Here is a 23,373-nt window from a genome sequence, read left to right on the forward strand (position 1 = left end):
CCTCTGTATCAGTTTGGCCAAATTACTGCCAAACCATCTGAAGCAGCGTCCCATAAAGCTAAAAGGCCGTCTGAAAAACGCTACCAATCGTTTTCAGACGGCCTGAGCGTTCGGTCAAACTTACAATACCGATTTCACCGCGGCGACGACGTTTTCAACGGTAAAGCCGTAGAGTTTGAACAATTCTTCCGCCGGAGCGGATTCGCCGAAGCGGTCGATGCCGACGACTTTGCCGTTTAAGCCGACGTATTTGTACCAGCCGTCTGAAACGCCGGCTTCGACGGCGACGCGGGGCAGGCCGGCGGGCAGGACGGAGGCGCGGTAGGCGGCGTCTTGGCGGTCGAAGACGTTGGTGGACGGCATGGAAACGACGCTGACGGCGGTGCCTTCGGCGGCGAGGACTTTTTGGGCTTCCAGCGCCAGTTCGACTTCGGAACCGGTGGCGATGATGACGGCGCGGGCGTTGTCGGCGGGACTGATGACGTAGCCGCCGCGTTTGACGTTTTCAAGCTGCTCGTCGCTGCGGGCCTGGAATTTCAGGTTTTGGCGGCTGAAAATCAGGCTGGACGGGCGGTCGGCGGCTTTGACGGCTTCCGACCATGCGACCAGCGATTCGGCGGTGTCGCAGGGGCGCCAAACGTCCATGTTGGGAATCAGGCGCAGGGTGGCGGTTTGCTCGACGGGCTGGTGGGTTGGGCCGTCTTCGCCAAGGCCGATGGAATCGTGGGTGAACACGAATACGGGGTTGGTTTTCATCAATGCGGCCATGCGCAGGGCGTTGCGTTCGTATTCGCTGAACATCAGGAAGGTTGCGCCAAACGGGCGTATGCCGCCGTGCAGCGAGAGGCCGTTCATGACGGCGCCCATGCCGAATTCGCGCACGCCGTAGTGGATGTAGTTGCCGCCGCTTACGCGGGTAACGGATTGGCTATTCGACCAGTCGGTGAGGTTGGACGGGGTCAGATCGGCCGAACCGCCGACAAATTCGGGCAGAACTTTGGCGAGGATTTCGATGCTGTTCTGGCTGGCTTTGCGGGTGGCGAGCGTTTCGGCTTTGGCGCACACTTCTTTCAAGGCCGTCTGAACGTAGGCGTCGAAATTGTCGGGCAGTTTTTTATCCATGCGGCGCACGAATTCTGCGGCTTCGACGGGGAATTTGGCTTGGTATTGCGCGAATAATTCATTCCACGCAGCTTCGAGTTTGGCGCCTTTTTCTTTGGCGTTCCAAGCGTCGTAAATGTCTTGCGGAACTTCAAACGCGCCGTAATTCCAGCCCAAATGTTTGCGCGTAGCTTCGATTTCGTCTGCACCCAGCGGCGCGCCGTGGGTTTTGTGGCTGCCTTCTTTGGTGGCGGCGCCTTTGCCGATCAGGGTTTTGCAGCAGATGATGGAAGGCTTGCCGGTTTCGGCGCGGGCGGCTTCGATGGCGGTTTTGAGCGCGTCGGTGTCGTGACCGTTGACATTCGGCACGACGTGCCAGCCGTAGCTTTCAAAGCGTTGCGGGATATTTTCGGTAAACCAGCCGTCCACTTTGCCGTCGATGGAAATGTTGTTGTCGTCGTATAAAACGATCAGTTTGCCCAAGCCCAGCGTACCCGCCAGCGAGCAGGCCTCGTGGGACACGCCTTCCATCAGGCAGCCGTCGCCGAGGAAAACGTAGGTGTGGTGATCGACGATGTTCAGGCCGTCTTTATTGAACTCGGCGGCGAGAAGTTTTTCGGCCAGCGCCATGCCTACGGCGTTGGCAATGCCCTGCCCCAGTGGGCCGGTGGTGGTTTCCACTCCGTCGGTGTAGCCGTATTCGGGATGGCCGGGCGTTCTGCTGTGGAGCTGGCGGAAGTTTTTCAAATCGTCGATGGATACGTTGTAACCCGTCAGGTGCAGCAGGCTGTACAGCAGCATGGAAGCGTGGCCGTTGGAGAGGATGAAACGGTCGCGGTTGTAGAATTTCGGATTGGCGGGGTTGTGGTTGAGAAACTGCGTCCACAACACTTCGGCCATTTCGGCCATGCCCATCGGCGCGCCCGGGTGGCCGGAGTTGGCTTTTTGGACGGCGTCGGCGGAGAGGAAGCGGATAGCGTTTGCCAGCTGGGACATTTTGAAACCTTTCTTGACGGGAGTTGACGGGAACAACGCTGCCGATTATCGCCCGATTCGTGCGGGGATTCAAGGCGGCGGTTTGGAGGCGGCGGCGGGGTTTTCAAACGGTATCAGGCCGTCTGAAAATGCGGCGGGCAGCGGTTTGGGGCTTGTTGCTGTTATTAATTTTTATCGGCCATATAGCTTCCGATTATAAGGTTAGAAGAAACGGCGGTGGCAAGTGGTTGAATTTTGTCGGTTTAAACGGCTGATTTTGAAATTTTTCAGGTAAAAAGTTCAATAATTTCATACGGCTGTGTTTTTGATTCGACTTGGGGCAGATGGTAAAATCACTTATCTTAAAAAGGCCGTCTGAAAAATAAAAAATCAAAGTAAAGTGCACAAACCCATTCCTCTAAAGGAACGCGCAATGTCCGCCGAAAACCAACCCGAAAAACCCGAAACGCAAGAAAAACCAGCCAAACTCACGCCGCCCAAGCCTTCTACGTCCAAATCCAGTGTGATCACCATCCATCCCGAGGGCGAGCGCATCCAGCCGAAAAAGGCGGAAGGGCGGTTTGCCAAACTGCGCATCGCCGCGATTGTGGCGACGCAGTTTGTGTTTTACATTGTGCCGTGGTTCAACTGGAACGGCCGGCAGGCGGTTTTGTTTGACATTCCCGAGCGCCATTTCTACATTTTCGGCCTCTCGCTGGGGATGGGTGATTTGATTTATCTGGCGCTGCTGCTGATGATCTGCGCCTTCGGCCTGTTTTGGTGGACGACGGTTGCAGGGCGTTTGTGGTGCGGCTATGCCTGCCCGCAAACGGTTTACACTGAAATCATGCTCTGGATCGACCACTTCGTCGAAGGTGACCGCAACAAGCGTTTGAAGCTGGAAAAATCGCCGTGGAATTTCACCAAAATCCGCATTAAAACCACCAAAGCGCTGCTGATTTTTGCCGTCTGCGCGTGGACGGGCATTTCGTTTGCCGGCTGGTTTGTACCGATTCGCGAGTTTGTTCCCGCACTGTTTTCGATGAACGCAGGCGGCGGCGCGGTGTTTGCGGCGGCGTTTTACGGCTTCATGACTTTCCTGATGGCGCACGTCATGCGCGAAAAGGTTTGTCTGCATATGTGCCCGTATGCGCGTTTCCAAAGCGCGATGTTCGACAAAGACACGCTGATTATTTCCTATGATGCCGAGCGCGGCGAACCGCGCGGTGCGCGTAAAAAAACCGCCGGCAAAGACGAAACCCGGCTTGGCGACTGCATCAACTGCACGATGTGCGTACAGGTCTGCCCCGTCGGCATCGACATCCGCAACGGCCTGCAATACCAATGTATCGGCTGTGCGGCCTGTATTGATGCCTGCGACGAAATTATGGATAAAATGAACTATCCGCGCGGGCTGATCCGCTACACCACCGAGGGCGCGTTGGAACATGAATACGAGGAAAGTGCAATTAAAAAACGCCTGCTGCGCCCGCGTGTTGTGGGTTACGGCGTGGTATTGGCGGTAATCGTCACCGCGTTTTTGGTCGGCCTGACCTTCCGCAAAACCGTTGAAATCGACATTCTGAAAGACCGCGGCGTGATGGTGCGCGAAAACAGCAAAGGCTGGCTGGAAAACGCCTACAACCTGCGGATTGTGAACAACAACGAAAGCGAAATCGTACTGACTGCATCGGTGAAAGGTTTCGACGAAATCGCTCTGACCGGGCTGCCCGAGGGCGGCCTGAAAATCGCGCCGCGTGAAACCGTGACCATCCCCGTTCAAGTTTCCACCATCCCCGAGTACGCCGACAAGGGCAGCCACCCGATTGAGTTTGCGTTTTCATACGGCCAAGCGGGCAAGGCGGAAAAAAACGTGATTAATGAAGATGCTACGTTTATTGGAGAATAAAGTGCCGCAAACCGGAAACAACGCAAAACCGTGGTACAAACAGTTTTGGCCGTGGCTTTTGATGGCCGGGCCGATTTTCGTTGTGATTGCCAGCGTGTCAATGTTTTTCGTCGCCAAATTCAGCATGACCGATTTGGTCACGGACGACTACTATAAAGACGGCAAACACATCGACATCCAACTCCACCGCGACGAAGAAGCCTCAAAACGCCGCATTCAGGCGCAAGTTTTGATCAGCCCGGATATGAACGCCGCCAAAGTGTTCGTCAGCGGCGATTTCGACCGCAAACAGCCGCTCAAGCTTTTGCTGATGCACCCTGCGCGCAAGGTCGACGACCAAACCGTCACGCTCAAAGCCGTATCGCCCGAAGGCGCGGCAAAAGCGGAATACGACGCCGTATTCAAACCCTTGCCCAATGCCAACCATTGGTATGTGCGGCTGGAAGACGGCACGGGCGTGTGGCGCGTGGAAAACAAATGGCTGGTCAGCCAAGGCAACGCCGTCAGCCTGACGCCGCCGGATAAATTGTTTAACGGCGCGGCAAGTTCGGCAAAATAAAGCAAAGGCCGTCTGAAAAACTTTCAGACGGCCGTTTGATGAAATTAGAATCGGGCAAAGCTTATAGTGAACTAAACAACCACCTGACTTTATGAAGAAATTCAAACGTACCACTCTGCGCCACAAACTGCCCGGCAGCGAGCAGATTTTCGCGTCGCGCTGGAGCAAGCCGTTTGCGCCGCTGTTCGACAAACCTTATTTCTGGACGCTCAACCGCCGCCAGGCTGCCGTGTCCGTGGCGGTCGGCATGTTTTGCGGCCTGATGCCCGGCCCCACGCAGATGCTGACCGCGCTGGTTGTCGCCTATTTTCTGCGCACCAATTTGCCCGTCGCCGTGTTCACCACACTCTACACCAACCCGCTGACCTATATGCCGCTTTATTACGCCGCCTACAAACTCGGTTCGCTGGTATTGGGGATTCAGGCAGCCGACAAGCTGGAATTTCCCGAATGGTCGAGCGCACAGTTTTTCAGCGATTTGGGCGCATGGCTGCTCGGCGCGGGCAAACCGCTGCTGGTCGGCGTTCCGCTGCTGGGCACGATATTGGCCGTTGCCGGCTATTTCGCCGCATTGCTGATTTGGCGGATGCGCACCCGTTATCATTGGAAAAAACGGAAGGAAGCGCGTGGCTGAACCGCATAAACACTGGCGCAGACTGACCGCCAACGAAATCGCCGCCGCCAAGAAAATTTTTTCAGACGGCATCTGTTACGAAAAAGTCAAAATCTACCGCGGTTTTCCCTGTCTGCCCGATTTGGGCATGGCCATCGCGCCGTTCGGCCACATCCATTTCCCCAAGCAGCATTGTCCGCCCGATTTCATGCTGGCCGATGGCGGCTATCAAATGTGGCTGATACACGAACTGACCCACGTCTGGCAGTTTCAAAACGGCTTTCAGGCTTGGTTTGGCGGCTTTATCCTCGCCCTGTGCGGCGGTTATCACCGCCAAAAAGCCTATGCCTATCCGCCGCTTGCCGACATTACCGAATTAGGCCGTCTGAATATGGAACAGCAGGCCGACCTCGTTTCCCATTATTACGCCGCAAGCTGCCTGCCCAACAGCGTCCGCACCAAGCACCTCGCCGCTTTTCAGACGGCCTTAAAAGATTTTCTGGATAACCCCAAACAAAAAAAGCTGCTGCCCAAATATTTCCGCCTGAATTTCCAAAAGCAGCCGAAACGCTGAAACCGATTGCTCGAAATGCAATGAAATGTAAACAAAACAAATAAATCGTCTTATAATAAAGGCCGTCTGAAAAACCAAAGCCCTACCCAAAAAAGGCCGACGCCAATGACTTGGAACATCCCGATTTTGCTGACATGGCTGCGCGTATTGCTCATTCCCGTGTTCACTGCCCTGTTTTACCTGCCGACCGGCTGGATAGACCCGCAAACCGTCAACTGGACGGCCGCAACCATCTTCGCCGCCGCCGCCGTAACCGACTGGTTCGACGGCTTTTTAGCGCGCCTGTGGAAACAGACCTCGGATTTCGGCGCCTTCCTCGATCCCGTAGCCGACAAACTGATGGTCGCCGTCGCCCTCATGCTCTTGGTCAGCCAAGACCGCACCTACGACATCTTCGCCATGATCATCATCGGCCGCGAAATTACCATCTCTGCTCTGCGCGAATGGATGGCGCAAATGGGCAAACGCAACAGCGTCGCCGTCGCCACCATCGGCAAATTCAAAACCACCGCCCAAATGGCCGCCATCATGCTGCTTTTAATCGGATTGGAAGATTTTCACGGCTTTAATTTCCTGTTTATCGGTAACATATTGATGTTTATTGCATCGGTTTTAACCATCTGGTCGATGTTCTACTACCTCAAAATGGCTTGGAAAGAGTTTAACTGAAACCAAAAAACAAACTGCCAAAAAAGGCTTGACGGCCATCTTCAAATCCATAATAATGCTGCTTTCTTTACTGCCCCCAAAGCAGTAAACATCCGATTCGGGCGGGAATAGCTCAGTTGGTAGAGCGCAACCTTGCCAAGGTTGAGGTCGCGAGTTCGAGACTCGTTTCCCGCTCCAGTTTTTTATCGAATATATCTCAAATGCGGGAATAGCTCAGTTGGTAGAGCGCAACCTTGCCAAGGTTGAGGTCGCGAGTTCGAGACTCGTTTCCCGCTCCAGTTTTTTATCGAATATATCTCAAATGCGGGAATAGCTCAGTTGGTAGAGCGCAACCTTGCCAAGGTTGAGGTCGCGAGTTCGAGACTCGTTTCCCGCTCCATTCCAAAATATATTCGTAACACGCGGGAATAGCTCAGTTGGTAGAGCGCAACCTTGCCAAGGTTGAGGTCGCGAGTTCGAGACTCGTTTCCCGCTCCAAGTCAATTCAGGCCGTATGAAAACGGTTTGATCCAGTTTGGCGAGATAGCAAAGTGGTTATGCAGCGGATTGCAAATCCGTCTACGCCGGTTCGATTCCGACTCTCGCCTCCACATTCCCCTCCGGCGGGGTGGCAGAGTGTTTATGCCGTAAGGGGTGCAACCCTTATGCAGGCCGGTTCAAATCCGCGCCCCCGCCTCCAATTTCGAATAGTTTTGCCTACGGCCGAACTATCGCCCGGATGGTGAAACAGGTAGACACAACGGACTTAAAATCCGTCGACCCTAAACAGGTCGTGCCGGTTCGATTCCGGCTCCGGGCACCAATAACTTATTGTAAGTATTGATGCTTTCTAAGCATCTTTCATTCCACTCGACAGTCTGTAAAGGCTGTCTTTTTTTGTCTGTGCCTAATTTGTGTCATTTGTGTCAAATCGCTTACTGCCGGTTCCCACTCAATAAGTGGCTGTTGGCGGTAATGTCTGTTTCAAGTTGTGCGAGCTTTCGGGTGTTTCGATGCAGCTCCGCATCGATGGTCTCACTGGGGAGATACCTTTGATGGATGCGGCTGTCAAAGAGCAATCCTTCACAGGAATATACGAGGAAGTAATCCGCTTTTCCCGAAAGATAAACTTTGTCTGCATTTATTGGTAACGTCTTCGTAACCAAATCATGGTGGGCTTTATCTGTATGGCGGGGGAATTCGTTGACGGCCAGCATTGCATCATAACGCTCAAGTGTACTTTGCCAACTTACTTCAGACGGGGGGTGAATACAAACGGTCGTTTCATAACCGTGACGGCGTATGTCATCCAATGTTTTCAGTGGGGTTTCGGCGGTTCGGAAAGTGCCTTCCACAGAAATGTTGTAACCTTCATGCAAAGCCTTTTCAATAACCATTCCCGTCATCGTGGCAGAAAAATCAGCGGTGTATTTCGGCGCATCTTTTCCGTGGCGGTTCTGAATTTCTTCAAAATCCGGATGATAACGGCGGAACTCGTCGCCATTTATAACCAGCAGATTTCTCTTCATCTCATCACGAAGCCGTATAACCAAATTTGATTTTCCCACCCTTGGTTGCCCACCCAAGACGAATCCTTTGGGCGAAGAAGAAGGGCGAGGTAGCTTTTCAGCCGTCAGCTCACCCAAATCCTTTCAAATGCCGCTTGCTCTTCTTTTGCTTCCATATCAAGCAGCCGTTACTGCCGGAAGATTTTTATACTTATCGAACAGCATATTGCATTCGTCTGCTACTGCCTTGAAATCAATATTTTCATGTTCGGAATCATATAAAAAACTGCACAATTCTACGATGCGGTTTTGATCGGCGGTATGTTTACCGCCGATAGGCGTTTTTCAGGCAATCAAAGCCTGCACAGAAGCACCTGTTCGATTAAGTGCATCTTTTTCCATTAATGTTGCCATATTCAATCCCTTCTTGAGCAGTTCAAATTGTGACCTAGTTATGTATGGGCTTATTTTCATACATAATAATTGAAGATGCCCCAACTCTTTTTCCATTCATTTCGAGGCATCAATCACGCGGATACCGTATTGGGGAATAACCGTATCCGCCGTCATCAGCTCCAACCCTTCGGCTTGCGCTTGGGTAATCAGCATCCGGTCAAACGGATCCTTATGGATTTCCGGTAAAAACCCCGCCTGCCTGCCGTGAAACCATGTAATCGGAAGCGGGATAAATCCCTCATCCTCAACCACTTCAAAAATATTTTCAGGCAGTGTCAGCAAACCCTTTCCCATTTTGATAGAAAGCTCCCACATCGTCGCTGCGCTGACATAAATCTGATTTTGCCGGTTTTGGATACAGTTGCGGGCTTTACCGCCCAAATTCCCGGCATCGGCAAGCCACCAAATCACAACGTGGGTATCCAGCAATATCCGTTTCATCACCAACCCTCAAATTCAGATTCGATTTCACGGTTGCCCGCATCAAACTGATGCAGGTCGGGAACGGCGTTTTCAGCAAAAAAAGCTGCCAGCCGGCCGGGTTTTCTAGACGGTTTGTCCAACGGAACAATCTGCACATAAGGCTTGCCGTGTTTGGCAATGATGACCTGCTCGCCCTCTGCTGCGCATTTGACCAAGTGGCTCAAATTGGTTTTCGCATCGTGTATATTCGCCTGAATCATGGTTTACCCCTTAAAAATTTAGCTAATTAAACCATATTTAGGTGTTTTAATCAAAAAAAGGCCGTCTGAAGTTTCAGACGGCCTTCCCGTAGTTCATTGTATAATTGCGGCGGGGCTAGGTAGCAACAAAGCCTCATTGCAGTGGGGCTTTTTACTGAAACCTGCCCCTACAAGCGTTTCTCAAGATTTTCAGCTTTTTTGCAAAGGTCCCGGCCTTTTTGTTCCATATCTATTTATCCAAACTACGCACCAACCCAAATCCCAAGAGCCGAATATGAACGCCTACCAGCAGCTTACCGAGAAAACCGATTATCTGAACAACCTGTTTCAAGATTTGGATTTTCCCACGATCGGAGTTTTCGAATCGCCGGAAAAACACTACCGGATGCGTGCGGAATTTCGCGTATGGCATGAGGGCGACGAGATTTTTTACGCCATGTTCGAGCGCGGACAGAAAGCCAGCGGGGCAAGTCTGCTGCGTTGCGACCAATTCGATGCCGCGCATGATTCCATCAACGCCCTGATGCCGCGCCTGATTGAAGCCGTCAGCCCCGTTCCGCTGCTGAAAAACCGCTGGTATGCCGTGGAATTTCTCGCGACGCTCAGCGGCGAAATGCTGGTAACGATGATTTACCACAAAAAACTGGACGAACAATGGGAAGCCGCTGCCCGTGCGCTGCAAAGCAGTCTGGGTATCCGCATTATCGGCCGCAGCAGGGGGCAGAAGCTGGTGTTGGCGCAGGATTTCGTCACCGAAACGCTGAACGTCGGCGGCAAAGCGTTCCGCTACCGCCAAATCGAAGGCAGCTTTACCCAGCCCAATGCGAAAGTGTGCGAAAAAATGCTGGCTTGGGCATGCAGCGCGGCTGAAGGCTTGGGCGGCGATCTGCTCGAACTTTATTGCGGCAACGGCAATTTCACACTGCCGCTGGCGACCCAATTCGACAAAGTCTTGGCAACAGAAGTTTCCAAAACTTCTGTTAACGCTGCTTTATGGAACATCGAAGCAAATCAAAGCCATAACGTCAAAATCGCCCGCCTTTCGGCTGAAGAGTTTACCGAAGCCTACATGCAAAACCGTTCGTTCCGCCGTCTTCAAGAGCAGGGCATTGCGCTTGCGGATTACCGTTTTTCCACCATTTTCGTCGATCCCCCGCGAGCGGGCGTGGACGATGAAACGCTGAAACTGGTAGCACAATTCGACAACGTGATTTACATTTCCTGCAACCCCGAAACCCTGCGCGCCAATTTGGACAAACTGACCGAAACCCACGAAATCACCCGCGCCGCGCTGTTTGACCAGTTTCCGTTTACCCGTCATATCGAAAGCGGCGTATTGCTGAAGCGTAAGGGGGCGTAAGGCGCAACGCACATAAACATGAGGCCGTCTGAATATTTTCAGACGGCCTCTGTTTTCTTCAGAAACGCGTTTACATCTGCGATGCCTGAATGGCGGTCAGGGCGATGGTGTACACGATGTCGTCAACCAGCGCGCCGCGCGAGAGGTCGTTGACCGGTTTGCGCAGGCCTTGCAGCATGGGGCCGACGCTCAAGACGTTGGCGTTGCGCTGTACGGCTTTGTAGGTACAGTTGCCGGTGTTCAAATCAGGGAACACCAACACGGTAGCCTGGCCGGCGACTTTGCTGTTTGGCGCTTTGGATTTTGCCACGCTCGGCACGGTCGCCGCGTCGTATTGCAGCGGGCCGTCGATGGGCAAATCGGGGCGTTTTTCCTGCGCGATTTTGGTCGCTTCGATTACAGCGTCAACGTCGGGGCCGCTGCCTGAGTTGACGGTGGAGTAGGAAATCAGAGCGACTTTGGGATCAATACCGAAGGCTTTGGCCGAACCGGCGGTTTGGATGGCGATGTCGGCCAGTTGCTCGGGTGTCGGGTTGGGATTCACTGCGCAGTCGGCGAAAGCGACGACCTGGTTGGGCAGCAGCATGAAGAACACGCTGGAAACGAGGCTGGCGCCGGGGGCGGTTTTAATCAGTTGCAGCGCGGGGCGGATGGTGTTGGCGGTGGTGTGGACGGCACCGGATACCAAGCCGTCCACATCATTTTGCGCCATCATCATGGTGCCGAGTACGACGGTGTCTTGCAGCTGTTCGCGCGCCTGCTCGGGCGTCAGACCTTTGGATTTGCGCAGTTCGCACATCGGCGCGACGTATTGTTCGACCAATGTGGCGGGGTCGATGATTTCCAGCGAGTCGGGCAGGGTGATGTGGCGTTCTTTGGCGACCGCTTCGACTTCGGCACGCGGCGCAAGCAATACGCAGCGGGCGATGCCTTTTTCGTGACAGATGGCGGCGGCCTGGACGGTACGCGGTTCGGCACCTTCGGGCAACACGATGCGTTTGTCGGCCTTGCGGGCGGATTCAATCATGTTGAAACGGAACTGTGCCGGCGAGAGGCGGCTGCGCACGCGGTCGGTCAGTTCGCTCAAATTGCCCAAGGCGCTGCTTGAACCGAAGAAGGTCAGGCCGGTTTTCTCGGCAACGGCTTCGCCGACGCCGCTTTCGGCGTTGTCCAAAATAAAGCCCGCCAAAACGCCCGGCGCGGTTACGTAAGACTGTTTGGCAAGGTTGAGTTTTTGCACCATGTATTCGATGTCGTTGTCGCAGGTATGGGCAGCGAAGACGACGGCGGCATCCAGCGACAGCGCCAGTTCGACGTTTTTGGTGGCGAGGAACATTTTTTCAGGGTCGGGGCGGATGCCTTCGACGACCAGGTTTTTTGCGTTCAGCGCAGCGGTTTCGCCGACCACGGCGTCAAGCCAGTCGTCGCTTTTGCCTTGAGCGAGCAGTTTTTCGGCGGCACCGTTGTCGTCCAGCGCACGGAAAGTCTGTGCGTCAAGCGCAGCGGCAACGGCGCGGGTAACGGCTTGGGCGTCGGTACCGGTGGAAACGGGAACAATCAAGATATTTGCCATTTTGGGGTATCCTTTTTGTGGAAATTTTCGGGAAAAACGGTTTTCGTCCTCTCAGAGCATTTCTCCGAGTAGGGGTTATCCTAGCATTTTAGTCAGCCAAAGCAACGGCTTGCGTTTTTCAGACGGCCTGTTTGAGCCGTACCGGGCGGACTAGGAACTCATTGGTTTATACATGATTAAAGGCCGTCTGAAAAGGTGTTCCACTAAGGTTTTGAAACTTTTCAGACGGCCTTTTGCCTTATGTCATTAATTTCTTAATTTTCATCAGTTACCATAATCTCTGGAAGCAAGCTGTATCAGATGTATCCGCCTGCTGTTTAGAATGAACTTTTTCTGCACGCCCTATTTGCTGTATATATCCCGCCGAATTGGTAAACGGCTTGGAAAATTCTCACAAACAGGGTTGATGTTACATAAAGGCCGTCTGAAAAATGATTTTCAGACGGCCTTTTGCCGGTTTGGTCGGACTGCTTTATTCGGGATGTTCAATCAGTCATTGAGCAACGGTAAAGGTTACCTCAATCAATCGATTTCCGAATCATAGCTCGAAACAACTTTACCGAAGTAAATAAAGGTCAGAATTCGACACCGACAAAGCCCAAAGGTCCCAGATGGACACCGTAGCGTTTGCCGCCCGAAACCGCGTCAAGTTCGCTGAAGGTCAGTTCTTGCATGATGTTTCTCCTAATGAAATAAACCAAAAAATCAGAAATCTATTTTGCAGTACCGTCATTATTTAAATATAAGCATAAGCGCCTCCTAATATATTTACTACATTTAATTACATTTAAATTTTAATATATGCTATTCGGAAAAAAATTTATATATTTTTATATATAAAATATATTATAAATATTTTAAGTTAGATAATTCAATTTTAGATTATATTTAATCTGTATTTTATTCTGATATTTTATATAAAAATAATGTTATATACGGACGGTAATAATTTTTTAAATTCTTGACTACATGCGACTACGTTTACAGCTAAAACCTGCCTGCAGTAATTTGGTTCCTGTCTTAAATGTTATCTTTTGAAAGATTGTGTTAAGATTTAGATTGTTTTAGGTAGGTATGCTGCATAACAATCAAAGATTCCATTTACCAAATGAGATAAATATTTAAATAGTATTTAATAAGTGGAATTAAATTAAAGGCCGTCTGAAAATATTTTTCAGACGGCCTTTAATTTCTTGATTCAATCCCCCATCGCCGCCAACAGTTCGGCCTGATGCTCGGCAATCAGCGCGTTGGTGAGTTCTTCCAAGTCGCCGTCCATGATGAAATCGAGTTTGTGCAGCGTCAGGTTGATGCGGTGGTCGGTCACGCGGCCTTGCGGATAGTTATAGGTGCGGATGCGTTCGCTGCGTTCGCCACTGCCGATGAGCGATTTGCGTTCGGCGGCTTCTTTGGCTTGCGCTTCGCGTTTTTGCGCGTCGTTCAAACGCGCGGCCAAAACTTTCATTGCCTGCGCTTTGTTGGCGTGTTGGCTGCGGCCGTCCTGACACTCGACCACCATGCCGGTCGGCAGGTGGGTAATGCGCACGGCGGAATCGGTTTTGTTGATGTGCTGGCCGCCCGCACCCGATGCGCGGAAGGTATCGATGCGCAAATCGGCCGGGTTCAGCTCGATGTCTTCCAACTCGTCGGCTTCGGGCATGACCGCCACGGTACAGGCCGATGTATGGATACGCCCCTGGCTTTCGGTGGCCGGAACGCGCTGCACGCGATGGCCGCCCGACTCGAATTTCAGACGGCTGTATACGCCGAGTCCGACAATGCGCGCAATCACTTCCTTATAGCCGCCGAGTTCACTTTCGTTGGCCGACACGATTTCCACCTGCCAACGGTTGCGTTCGGCGTAACGGCTGTACATCCGCAGCAAATCTCCTGCAAACAGCGCCGCTTCGTCGCCGCCCGTTCCAGCGCGCACCTCGATGAAAATGTTTTTGTCGTCGTCGGCATCTTTGGGCAGCAGCAGCTTTTGCAGTTCGGTGTCCAGCGTTTCAATCAGTGCATTGGCCGTTTCGATTTCCTCGGCGGCAAACTCTTTCATTTCAGGGTCTTGCAGCATTTCCTGCGCATCGGCCAAATCGCTTTGCGCCTGACGGTATTTCTGGAACACTTCCACCACCGGTGTCAGCTCCGCGTGTTCGCGCGTGAGCTTGCGGTAGTTGTCCATATCGTCGGCGGCTTCGGGCTGACCGAGCAGATAGGTCACTTCTTCCAAGCGGTCGGAGAGTTGGCTGAGTTTTTCGAGAATTGAAGGTTTCATGTTTTTCCACAGTTGAGGCCGTCTGAATTTCAGACGGCCTTTGAATGGTTTGTCTTAGGGGGCATATTATAACTTAAGAAAACTTAAAATTTCAGACGGCCTGATTGGGATTTTGGGTGGTTAGCCGTGCTTGTCCGCGCTGAATGTTTTAGCTTCGTCCGGTACAGGTGGCTTGACCGCCGTAGGTACGGTTAGCCGTTCCAATACGGTGTAACCGTACGAATGTCTTGAAACGGTAAAAATGCCGTCTGAAAAGTTGGAAATGCTTTCAGACAGCATGGGTTTTGTACTGCGGGACAAAGGCCGTCTGGAAAAACACCTATTCGGAAAATCTTGCCAACAGCGCATCGACATTTGCTTCCGTCTGTCGCGCCACGTCTTCCGGTGCGATGCCGCGAAGCTGTGCGGTGATTTCTGCGATTTTGCGCACGTTTGCGGGCGTATTGGTTTCGCCGCGCAGCATAAACGGGCTGTCGGTTTCCAAAACGATTTTGTCCAACGGCAGTTCCGCCGCCGCCGCACGGGCTTTTTTCGCGGCGGGGTTGAGCAGCAGCAGCGAGCCGATGCCGATGAGAAAGCCTTGTTTGATAAAGGTTTCCGCCTCTTCCAAACTGCCCGAAAACGCATGAACTATCCCGCCCTGCGTGAAACGGGTCTGTCTGACCGAGGCTGCAACCGCGGCAGCGGCTTTCAGGCAGTGGATAATCACAGGCCGTCTGAAAACCTGCGCGAGCGCGAGTTGGGCTTCAAAGCAGCGGATTTGGCGTGCGCGCTGCGCGGCGGTTTGGGCTTTGTCGTAAAAATCCAAACCGGTTTCGCCGACCAAAAGCTGCGGATGTTCGCGCAAAAGGCGGGAAAGTCCGGCAAAATCCGCATCGTCGGCAGACTCGGCAAACCACGGATGAATGCCGACGGCGGCATGGAAAACGGGCGCATTTTTTTCAGACGGCCTTTGTGCCAAATCCATCACATTTTGCCAATCCTGCCGCTGCGCCGACGGCACGACAAACCGCCGCACGCCCTGATGTTGCGCGGTTTGCAGAATTTCGCTCAAACGCACCCGCAGGGAGGGAGCGGTGAGGTGGCAATGGGTGTCGGTGAGGAGCATGGGCTGAGGGCTTGGCACAAATAAAAAAACGTCCGTGAAAGCTCGATTGGTGGGTGCAGGGGGCGGCGACGCTTACCAACCATCGAAGCACTTGGACTAAGCGTAGCCGAAGTGCTTGCGCTGAGCGTAGTCGAAGTGTCAGACGGCTATTTTGGCTTTCGCAACGGTTTCAGGCCGTCTGAAACTTTCGACTTTATCCCTCAAACCAATCCCAAATCCGCCAGTTTCTGCTGCACCGCATCTGCCGTCCAGCCGTTGGATACGGCCAGCGTGAGTAGGGCGGTGGCGGTTTCGAGGTTGCATTTGCCGGCGTTGATGACGCCTGCCTGCCGCAGGGCGCTGCCTTGTGCGTACACGGCGGCGGCGCAGCCCTGCGGGACTTGGCTGATGTTGAGCATCAGGCCGCCTTTTTGGGTAAAGGTTTGAACGGATTGGATAAATTTTTCGTCGCTGGGCGCGTTGCCGTGTCCGTAGCTTTGTAAAACGGCGGCTTGGGCGGCGGTGTGTGCGAGGCCGTCTGACATGTGTTGTGCGGCAAAACCGGGGGTGAGGGTGTGGCAGACGACTTTGGCCTGCGGGTTGAGCGCGAGGGTGTTCAGGCCGTCTGAAAGTTTGGACGGACGCGGCTGAATGTCGTGCCAGCCGTCGGTTTCGTTCCAGCGGCCGAGTGCGCCGAAGTGGGGGTTGTCGAAGCCGGCGGCGGTTTCGGTGCTGACTTTGCTGCTGCCGACGGCGGGGAAAATTTTACCGTTGAAGACGATGGCGACTTCCTGTAATTCCAGTGAAAAGGCGGCGACGGCGGCGGCGAGGTTGGGCGGGGCGTCGCTGTCCGGCGCGTCGTAGGGAAGCTGCGATCCGGTGATGACGAGGGGTTTGTTTAATCCTTGCAGGGCGAGGGCGAGGATGTTGGCGGTGTAGGCCATGGTGTCGGTGCCGTGCAGGACGAGGGTGCCGTCGTATTGCGGGATTTTTTCGGCGAGGATGGCGAGCCAGTCGCGCCAGTTTTCTAGGGTGACGGCGGAGGAGTCGATGAGCGGGTCGCAGACGTGCCAATCGAAGGAGAGGCTGTCTGAAAACGGGGCGAGGGCTTTGCCGACGAGGGCGGTATCGGGACGCAGGCCGTGTTCGCTCCGGCTCATGCCGATGGTGCCGCCGGTGTAGAGGACGAAGATGCGTTTGGTCATGGGGTTTCCTTTGGGGGGGATTATGCAGGTCGGTTGTGTAGATTGGTTGTAGATTGGTTGTGTAGGCTGCTTATGCAGGCTGGGCTGAAGCCCAGCCTGCATGGTTTGCTCAGCCTGACGTCGGTGAAATGCTCGGGCGTTCGTTTTGATTTTTGTAAAGATCTTCAGCCTACACAGTTCACCGTTGTACCAACGATAAAAAACGCAGAGGCCGTCTGAAAACTTTTCAGACGGCCTGAACGGATTTACTGCGACTGCACATCGGCTTTTTTCGCCGTGCGGGCGGCTTTGCGTTTTTGGCGCAGTTCGGAGAGTTTGGCACGGAAGAAGCTGACGCGGCGGCGTTTTTTCCACCAGAAAAACAGCAAAACCAGCGCGCCGATGCCGATGAGGCCGAGCATACCGGATTGCAGGCTGTGGACTTTTTCCATCATCCAGTCTTTGTTTTCCGCGCCGAACGAGCCGAGATAGACCCAAACGGGTACGGAAACCAGCGCGGCGAGTCCGTCCATCAACACGAAGCGCAGGTAGGAAACTTTGCGGCTGATGCCGGCGGTGATGTAGATGGGGGTGCGCAGGCCGGGCAGGAAGCGGGCGACAAAGAGTACCCAGTTGCCGTATTTTTCAAATTTTTCTTCTACTTGGGCGTAGCGTTTGGGCGTCATCACACGGGCGATGGGTTTGAACTTGAGGATTTTGTGCCCCCAAATCCGGCCGGCGGCAAACATCAGACCGTCGCCGGCCAAAACGCCGGCAAGGCCGACGAGTACCATCAGGTGGGCGTTGGTGTAGTTCAGGCCGGAAATCACGCCGCCGGCGACGAGGGTAATGTCCTCGGGGATAGGAATGCCGAAGCCGCACGCGAGCAAGACGAGAAATACGGCGGCGTAACCGTATTGGATGAAAAAGGCTTCCAGAATGGCTAACATCGGCGTTCCAGTAGGGATGGAGGAAGGTTTTCAGACGGTCTGAAAACGGAAAAAACGGCCGCATTTATGGGGAAATGGAGCGGCTCGGCGTGAAAACAAGAGCCGGGGCAAACGGTTTGAAACGCTTGTCTGAGGCTTGTTCGAATGCGGCTTATTTTACCAACAGATAAGGCCGTCTGAAAGCCTTAAAAGGCGGAATATGAGAAATTCATTTCGTTTTGGTCAGACGGGGCGGGACGGTTTTTCAGACGGCATCGGTTTGCGGAGCGGGGTGTGGTATTTCTGATGAAAAAAGCAGGCTTCTCCGCCTGCTTTTTTCTGCATTACCACATTATTTTTTCGCGCCGGTAATTACGGCGGAGATGCGTTCCGCGCCTTTTTTCGCCCAATCGGCCTGACGGGCTTCGACCATCACGCGCACGACGGGTTCGGTGCCGGAGGCGCGCAAAACCACGCGGCCTTTGCCTTCCAGCTCTTTTTCTACTTCGGCCAAAACTTCTTTCGAGGCTTCCTGCCAGTTTTGGCCTTTTTGGATGCGCACGTTAATCATGGTTTGCGGGAACGGCTGCCAGTCGGCGCAGACGGTGGCCAAGTCCTGACCGAGAATCTGCAGGGCGGCCAACACTTGCAGCGCGGAGATAATGCCGTCGCCGGTGTTGTGCTTGTCCATGCAGAGGATATGGCCGCTGGCTTCACCGCCGATGAGCCAGCCGCGTGAGTGGAGTTGTTCCAAAACGTAGCGGTCGCCGACTTTGGCGCGGCAGAAGTCCACGCCTTGTTCTTTGAGCGCGATTTCCATCGCCATATTGGTCATGACCGTGCCGACCACGCCTCCGATGGCGACGCCTTCGACCGCGCGGCCTTTGGCGATGACGTAAATCAGGCTGTCGCCGTCGTACACTTTGCCGTTGCGGTCAACCATCATCAGACGGTCGCCGTCGCCGTCGAGGGCGATGCCGTAGTCGGCTTCGTTTTGCAATACCGCAGCCTGCAAGGCTTTCGGGTGGGTCGCGCCGCATTTGTCGTTGATGTTGTAGCCGTTCGGCCCGTCGCCGATGGAAACGACTTGTGCACCGAGTTCGTGGAACACTTTGGGCGCGACGTGATAACCCGCGCCGTTGGCGGTATCGACCACCAGCTTCAGGCCGCGCAGGTCTAGATTGTTGGGGAAGGTAGATTTGCAGAACTCGATGTAGCGGTCGTCTGCGCCGTTGATGCGGCGCGCGCGGCCGAGACGGTCGGACGGCATGGTCTGCATGGCTTCGTCGAGTTTGGCTTCGATTTCCAGCTCGATTTCGTCGGAGAGCTTCACGCCGCCTTCGGCGAAAAATTTAATGCCGTTGTCGGAATAGACGTTGTGCGAGGCGGAAATCATCACGCCCGCGTTCAGACGCAGCGCCCGGGTCAGGTAGGCGATGCCGGGCGTCGGCAGCGGGCCGGTTTGGATAACGTTTACACCCGCCGCGGTAAAACCAGCCACCAGCGCGGCTTCGAGCATATAGCCGGAAATGCGCGTGTCTTTACCGATAATTACGGTCGGTTTCTGGCCGTCGTCATGCTGCACCAAAACCTGACCGGCGGCATAGCCGAGTTTCAACACGAAATCGGGGGTAATCGGAAACTGGCCGACTTCGCCGCGTACACCGTCGGTGCCGAAATATTTTTTTGCCATAAAGCTGCTCCGTTATTAAAAGTAAAATCAAACGCATTATAAGACATAAGATGTAAATGAAGTATTAGGAAACGGCAAAATTCCATTCAGACGGCAGTCCCCGCCAAACGGGCGGGTTTATTACCGGCTGCCGACCATTTGCACAACTGTTATGCCGATTCCGTTACCCTGACCGAAGAGCAGTTGCAGGCTGCGAATCTGCAAGGCATCGGCAGGCTGCGTGATTTGCGCGAAGCCGTCGCACTGTCGCCTGAATTGGCCAAGGTGTTGAAAGCCTACAGCGCAGCGGAAACCAAGGCCGGGCAGCAGGAATTGCTGAATAACTTAATCAACAAATGGGCGGAAACCGACCCCGCCTATGGCACGGGTGTGCAGTTTTTGCCGCCGATGATTAAGACGGCAAACGAAGGAACGGCGCTGACGCCGTCACAAGCGGGCAATCTGCTGCTGCCGGTTGAAATCTCCGAAGAATACAAGCTGAAAATTCAGGAATCTTTGCAGAAAATCGCCGTTTTGGACGCATTCTCGGGCGAACGCTCGGCGGTTATCTACGTCCAAAACGCCAACCAAATCCTGAGTTTCCTCGACACCGCCCGCGCCACCTATGACAAGCTGGCCGGCAACGTCTATGAAAGCCTGCTGTTCCAAACCCGTCTGCAGCCGTATTTGAACGAAATCGGCCTCAAGCTCGAAGGCAACGAATTCGCGTTGGATTACAGCGGCGTATTGGCGAAATTCAGCGAAGTGTATGCAAAAAATCCTGAAAAAGCGTTTGTGGATTTGGGGGAGTTTTTGGCGTATGGGAAAGACGGCGGCGCTGCTTCGGCTGATTTGTCTGCGCTGTTTGAGCAATATGTCTATACTGCCAAAGAGCAAGGCGCAGCCGAAAACCTGCTTGCCCTGCTGGGAGAAGAAGCAGTTGCCACATTAAGCCGGACAAACGGAAGCAGCGGTGACGACGTTTTGCGCGTCGTCGGTCTGGATTCAAGCAAAAACGTCTTGCTTTACGGCGGCGACGGCAACGATATATTAATCGGCGGCAGCGGTAATGATTATCTGGTCGGCAGCAGCGGCAGTGACACCTATCGGCGGCACCGGAGATGATTCTTTGAATGGAGACAATGGCAGCGATATTTATGTGTTTGCCAAAGGCTTCGGCAAAGACAGCATCAGCAACTACGATGTTTCCGCAGGACGTCACGACGTCATCCGCTTCGAAGACATGACGCAGAAAGACTTCACCGTCCGCTGTTCTTCCGACAATCTGATTTTTGCTGCGAAAGACGGTAGCGACACCCTGACGGTGCAGCATTATTTCGACAAAGACGCGGTGGGCGGCTACCAAATCGACAGCATCGAGTTTTCAGACGGCATCAAGCTGGATGTGGATGCGGTTAAGGCGCTAGTGGAAAAAGGTACCGGCGGCAACGACGTGATGTGGGCGTTAAACGGCGGCAGTACGCTTTCGGGCTTTGCGGGCAACGACACGCTTTACGGACGCAACGGTGATGACCGTTTAAACGGCGGCGAAGGCAGCGACCGTTTGGAGGGCGGCAACGGCAACGATGCGCTTGACGGCGGCGAAGGCGACGATACGCTTTACGGTTACGGCGGCAGCGATACGCTTATCGGCGGCGCGGGCGACGACTGCCTTGTCGGCGGTGACGGCAGCGATGTGTATGTTTTTGCAAAAGGCCACGGTAGAGATTCGGTTTACGATTATGCGGGCAATGCTGAGCAGGTTGATGCCATCCGTTTTGAAGGTGCCGGTTTTGCCGATGCTGTTTTTACCCGCAGCGGCAGCAGTTTGCTGGTGAAGGCGTTCGGCTCTGAAGACCAAGTCGATGTGCAGCGTTTTTTCAGCGGAGAGAGCTATCAATACAAGCAGTTTGTCTTTGAAGATGCGGTGTTGAAAGTGGATTCGTCTGCAAATGTCAGTATGATTTAAGGATGGAGGAATGCCGTCTGAAGCAGGTTTTGTTTCAGACGGCATTTTTGTTTCGGAACGGGTTCGGGCATATTTGCTGTTATACGCCCAGCGCCTGCCACACTTTCAGCGCATCAGACGTGGCTTTGACATCGTGTACGCGGACAATCTGTGCGCCGCGTGCTACGGCAGCCAGCGCTGCCGCTACGCTGCCGTGTACTCTTTCAGACGGCATTGTTTCGCCGGTCAGCTCGCCGATCATGCGTTTGCGCGAAACGCCGATTAAGAGCGGCAGACCGGTTTGGTGCATGAGTTCGGACAGGTTCTGCATCAGCGCGGTGTTGTGTTGCAGGGTTTTGCCGAAGCCGAAGCCGGGATCGAGGGTCAGCCGCTGTTTGGCGATGCCGGCTTCCGTGCAGGCGCGCACGCGGCTGTTCAGATAGCGCGCCACTTCGCCGACTACGTCTTCATAGCGGGGGTTGTCCTGCATGTTTTCGGGCAGACCCTGCATGTGCATCAGGCAGATGCCGGCTTGCGGATAGCGTGCCAGAAGGGCGGTTGCACCGTTGTCGCTCAGGGCGGCGACATCGTTGATGATGTCTGCGCCTGCATCCAATGCGCGCTGCATGACGGCGGTGCGGCGGGTGTCAACGCTGAGGGGGATGTTCCATTCTGCCAGTTCCGCCAACACAGGCGCAAGCCTTGCCCATTCGGCTTCAGGGGAGACAAAGGCGGCGCCCGGGCGGGTGGATTCTCCGCCGATGTCGAGGATGTCTGCGCCTTCCGCCGCCAGCCGTTCTGCGTGTTTCAATGCCGTCTGAACGCTTCGGGAATAAGTGCCGCCGTCGGAAAACGAATCGGGCGTGAGGTTGACGATGCCCATGATTTTCGGCGCGTTCAAATCAATCTGAAAACGCCCGGTCTGCCAGAAAGTGTTCATCGTGATGCCTTGAATGGTTGTTTGGGCGTGATTATAGCCCAAAGGCCGTCTGAAAAGGCGCGGCGCGGGGTTTTCAGACGGCCTTATCTCAAATTGTCAACAATTTTCGTTTGTGCCAAAATAAGCTCGATTTTTACCGGTTTCTAGGGAAGGACAAACCATGTACCGCCACATCGAATATTATCCGGGCGACCCGATTTTGGGGTTGGTCGAAGTGTACAACCGCGACAGCCGTGCGCATAAGGTGAATTTGGGCATCGGCATTTATTTTGACGAAACGGGCAAAATGCCGGTACTCGAATCGGTGGCGCAGGTGCAGGCGGAGTTTGCGGCGGCGCGGCCTTGTCCGTATCTGCCGATGGAGGGCTTGGCGGCCTACCGCAGCGCGGTGCAGAAATTGTTGTTCGGTGCGGACAGCGCGGCGCTGGCGGAAGGGCGGATCGCGACGGTGCAGACGCTGGGCGGTTCGGGCGCGTTGAAGGTGGGTGCGGACTTTATCCATCGCTGGTTTCCCGATGCGAAGGTGTATGTGAGCGATCCGACTTGGGACAACCACCGCAGCATTTTCGAGGGCGCAGGTTTTGAGGTCGGCGTTTATCCTTATTACGATGCGGCGTCGGTAGGCGTGAAATTTGCGGAAATGAAGGCGTTTTTTGAAACGCTGCCGCGCAACAGCGTGTTGGTTCTGCATCCGTGCTGCCACAATCCTACGGGCGCGGATTTGAGCGAAGCGCAGTGGGATGAAGTTCTGGAAGTTATCGCAAAACGCGGCCTGATTCCGTTTATGGACATCGCGTATCAGGGTTTCGGAGGCGATTTGGACAGCGATGCCTACGCCATCCGCAAGGCGGTGGAAATGGGGTTGCCGCTGTTTGTAAGCAATTCGTTTTCCAAAAATCTGTCGCTCTACGGCGAGCGCGTGGGCGGTTTGAGCGTAGTCTGCCCGAGTGCGGAGGAGGCGGAGCTGGTGTTCGGCCAGTTGAAATTTACCGTGCGCCGCATTTATTCCAGCCCGCCCGCACACGGTGCGCAAATCGCGGCGGAGGTGATGAACGATCCGCAGCGTCTGGCTTTGTGGCAAAACGAGGTTTATGCGATGCGCGACCGTATCCGTGAAATGCGGCAGCGGCTGTTTGACGTGTTGTCGGCGCGGCTGCCGGGGCGCGATTTCAGCTATTTCGTCAAACAGCGCGGAATGTTCAGCTACACAGGGTTGACAGCGGAGCAGGTTGTGCGCCTGCGCGAAGAATACGCGGTTTATTTGGTGGAATCGGGCAGGATGTGCGTGGCAGGGCTGAATCCGTCCAATATTGAGTATGTTGCGGATGCGTTTGCCGAAATCTTGAAATATAGCGAATTAAAATAAAAAATCTACTTCG

The 23,373-nt window shown here is 54.1% G+C and carries 22 protein-coding genes and 7 tRNA genes; 16 read left to right on the top strand and 13 right to left on the bottom strand.

Features of this window, described 5'->3' with window-relative positions:
- Window positions 1-120: 120 nt before the first annotated feature.
- Entirely contained in the window at window positions 121-2,097 is a 1,977-nt protein-coding gene (gene tkt / locus BG910_RS08955; RefSeq protein ID WP_089036542.1) for a transketolase, read from the bottom strand.
- 412 nt (window positions 2,098-2,509) lie between these two features.
- Here tkt and ccoG point away from each other — a divergent pair, with 412 nt between their 5' ends.
- The 12 genes from ccoG (at window position 2,510) to BG910_RS09015 (ending at window position 7,202) form a co-directional block, all read left to right on the top strand.
- A complete protein-coding gene (gene ccoG, locus BG910_RS08965) occupies window positions 2,510-3,985 on the top strand; it encodes a cytochrome c oxidase accessory protein CcoG (protein ID WP_089036544.1) in 1,476 nt (491 codons plus the stop codon).
- 61 nt (window positions 3,986-4,046) lie between these two features.
- The gene (locus BG910_RS08970; protein ID WP_232462271.1) at window positions 4,047-4,544 is read left to right on the top strand and encodes a FixH family protein; all 498 of its coding nucleotides are present in this window, start codon (window positions 4,047-4,049) and stop codon (window positions 4,542-4,544) included.
- Between the two features lie 91 nt (window positions 4,545-4,635).
- Entirely contained in the window at window positions 4,636-5,178 is a 543-nt protein-coding gene (locus BG910_RS08975) for a DUF2062 domain-containing protein (RefSeq protein WP_089036546.1), read from the top strand.
- On the top strand, window positions 5,171-5,731 hold the full coding sequence (locus tag BG910_RS08980; protein ID WP_089036547.1) for a type IV secretion protein Rhs: 561 nt from the start codon (window positions 5,171-5,173) through the stop codon (window positions 5,729-5,731). Before BG910_RS08975 ends, BG910_RS08980 begins: the two co-directional genes overlap by 8 nt.
- Before the next feature lie 105 nt (window positions 5,732-5,836).
- Window positions 5,837-6,400, top strand: coding sequence for a CDP-diacylglycerol--glycerol-3-phosphate 3-phosphatidyltransferase (gene pgsA / locus BG910_RS08985; protein WP_089036548.1), 564 nt, complete (start codon window positions 5,837-5,839; stop codon window positions 6,398-6,400).
- Between the two features lie 101 nt (window positions 6,401-6,501).
- Window positions 6,502-6,577: transfer RNA gene (locus BG910_RS08990), tRNA-Gly, on the top strand.
- A gap of 25 nt (window positions 6,578-6,602) precedes the next feature.
- Window positions 6,603-6,678: transfer RNA gene (locus BG910_RS08995), tRNA-Gly, on the top strand.
- Window positions 6,679-6,703: 25 nt separating this feature from the next.
- Window positions 6,704-6,779 (top strand) — tRNA-Gly (locus tag BG910_RS09000).
- Window positions 6,780-6,801: 22 nt separating this feature from the next.
- Window positions 6,802-6,877 (top strand) — tRNA-Gly (locus tag BG910_RS09005).
- A 39-nt stretch (window positions 6,878-6,916) separates the two neighbouring features.
- Window positions 6,917-6,990: transfer RNA gene (locus BG910_RS09010), tRNA-Cys, on the top strand.
- A gap of 11 nt (window positions 6,991-7,001) precedes the next feature.
- Window positions 7,002-7,079: transfer RNA gene (locus BG910_RS12385), tRNA-Cys, on the top strand.
- A gap of 33 nt (window positions 7,080-7,112) precedes the next feature.
- Window positions 7,113-7,202: transfer RNA gene (locus tag BG910_RS09015), tRNA-Leu, on the top strand.
- Between the two features lie 112 nt (window positions 7,203-7,314).
- On the opposite strand, the gene BG910_RS09020 is transcribed toward BG910_RS09015, so the two are convergent.
- The 4 genes from BG910_RS09020 to BG910_RS09035 all read right to left on the bottom strand — a co-directional run bounded on the left by BG910_RS09020 (window position 7,315) and on the right by BG910_RS09035 (window position 9,026).
- A complete protein-coding gene (locus BG910_RS09020) occupies window positions 7,315-8,025 on the bottom strand; it encodes a zeta toxin family protein (protein ID WP_232462188.1) in 711 nt (236 codons plus the stop codon).
- A gap of 207 nt (window positions 8,026-8,232) precedes the next feature.
- The gene (locus tag BG910_RS12865) at window positions 8,233-8,397 is read right to left on the bottom strand and encodes a hypothetical protein (RefSeq protein ID WP_232462189.1); all 165 of its coding nucleotides are present in this window, start codon (window positions 8,395-8,397) and stop codon (window positions 8,233-8,235) included.
- Window positions 8,398-8,784 carry a type II toxin-antitoxin system VapC family toxin gene (locus tag BG910_RS09030; protein ID WP_089036549.1) on the bottom strand — a complete coding sequence of 129 codons (387 nt, stop codon included), beginning with the start codon at window positions 8,782-8,784 and terminating at the stop codon, window positions 8,398-8,400. It abuts the gene before it with no gap.
- A complete protein-coding gene (locus BG910_RS09035) occupies window positions 8,784-9,026 on the bottom strand; it encodes a type II toxin-antitoxin system Phd/YefM family antitoxin (RefSeq protein ID WP_089036550.1) in 243 nt (80 codons plus the stop codon). The genes BG910_RS09030 and BG910_RS09035 overlap by 1 nt, the downstream gene beginning before the upstream one ends.
- Window positions 9,027-9,300: 274 nt before the next feature.
- Here BG910_RS09035 and trmA point away from each other — a divergent pair, with 274 nt between their 5' ends.
- A complete protein-coding gene (trmA, locus tag BG910_RS09040) occupies window positions 9,301-10,386 on the top strand; it encodes a tRNA (uridine(54)-C5)-methyltransferase TrmA (protein WP_089036551.1) in 1,086 nt (361 codons plus the stop codon).
- Window positions 10,387-10,456: 70 nt separating this feature from the next.
- Here the strand turns inward: trmA and pta are convergent, their stop codons facing one another.
- The 7 genes from pta to glmM all read right to left on the bottom strand — a co-directional run bounded on the left by pta (window position 10,457) and on the right by glmM (window position 19,127).
- On the bottom strand, window positions 10,457-11,959 hold the full coding sequence (pta, locus tag BG910_RS09045; RefSeq protein WP_089036552.1) for a phosphate acetyltransferase: 1,503 nt from the start codon (window positions 11,957-11,959) through the stop codon (window positions 10,457-10,459).
- A 1,198-nt stretch (window positions 11,960-13,157) separates the two neighbouring features.
- Window positions 13,158-14,234 carry a peptide chain release factor 1 gene (gene prfA, locus BG910_RS09050; RefSeq protein WP_089036553.1) on the bottom strand — a complete coding sequence of 359 codons (1,077 nt, stop codon included), beginning with the start codon at window positions 14,232-14,234 and terminating at the stop codon, window positions 13,158-13,160.
- Between the two features lie 120 nt (window positions 14,235-14,354).
- On the bottom strand, window positions 14,355-14,534 hold the full coding sequence (locus tag BG910_RS12390) for a hypothetical protein (protein WP_123805539.1): 180 nt from the start codon (window positions 14,532-14,534) through the stop codon (window positions 14,355-14,357).
- Between the two features lie 19 nt (window positions 14,535-14,553).
- Complete coding sequence (locus BG910_RS09055) at window positions 14,554-15,342, bottom strand: TatD family hydrolase (RefSeq protein ID WP_089036554.1); 789 nt, start codon at window positions 15,340-15,342, stop codon at window positions 14,554-14,556.
- A gap of 200 nt (window positions 15,343-15,542) precedes the next feature.
- Window positions 15,543-16,526 (bottom strand): asparaginase, encoded by a 984-nt coding sequence (locus tag BG910_RS09060; protein ID WP_089036555.1) that lies wholly within the window; start codon window positions 16,524-16,526, stop codon window positions 15,543-15,545.
- 245 nt (window positions 16,527-16,771) lie between these two features.
- Entirely contained in the window at window positions 16,772-17,455 is a 684-nt protein-coding gene (locus tag BG910_RS09065; RefSeq protein WP_089036556.1) for a DedA family protein, read from the bottom strand.
- Window positions 17,456-17,786: 331 nt separating this feature from the next.
- A complete protein-coding gene (glmM, locus tag BG910_RS09070) occupies window positions 17,787-19,127 on the bottom strand; it encodes a phosphoglucosamine mutase (protein ID WP_089036557.1) in 1,341 nt (446 codons plus the stop codon).
- A 138-nt stretch (window positions 19,128-19,265) separates the two neighbouring features.
- Here glmM and BG910_RS09075 point away from each other — a divergent pair, with 138 nt between their 5' ends.
- Window positions 19,266-20,231, top strand: coding sequence for a hypothetical protein (locus tag BG910_RS09075; RefSeq protein ID WP_089036558.1), 966 nt, complete (start codon window positions 19,266-19,268; stop codon window positions 20,229-20,231).
- Between the two features lie 4 nt (window positions 20,232-20,235).
- Window positions 20,236-21,075 (top strand): calcium-binding protein, encoded by an 840-nt coding sequence (locus BG910_RS09080; RefSeq protein ID WP_157694063.1) that lies wholly within the window; start codon window positions 20,236-20,238, stop codon window positions 21,073-21,075.
- 79 nt (window positions 21,076-21,154) lie between these two features.
- On the opposite strand, the gene folP is transcribed toward BG910_RS09080, so the two are convergent.
- Window positions 21,155-21,994, bottom strand: a complete 840-nt coding sequence (folP, locus tag BG910_RS09085) for a dihydropteroate synthase (RefSeq protein ID WP_089037216.1) — start codon at window positions 21,992-21,994, stop codon at window positions 21,155-21,157.
- A gap of 160 nt (window positions 21,995-22,154) precedes the next feature.
- Here folP and BG910_RS09090 point away from each other — a divergent pair, with 160 nt between their 5' ends.
- Entirely contained in the window at window positions 22,155-23,360 is a 1,206-nt protein-coding gene (locus BG910_RS09090) for an amino acid aminotransferase (protein ID WP_089036560.1), read from the top strand.
- Window positions 23,361-23,373: the final 13 nt, after the last annotated feature.

The organism is Neisseria chenwenguii (assembly GCF_002216145.1).
Classification (GTDB): domain Bacteria; phylum Pseudomonadota; class Gammaproteobacteria; order Burkholderiales; family Neisseriaceae; genus Neisseria; species Neisseria chenwenguii.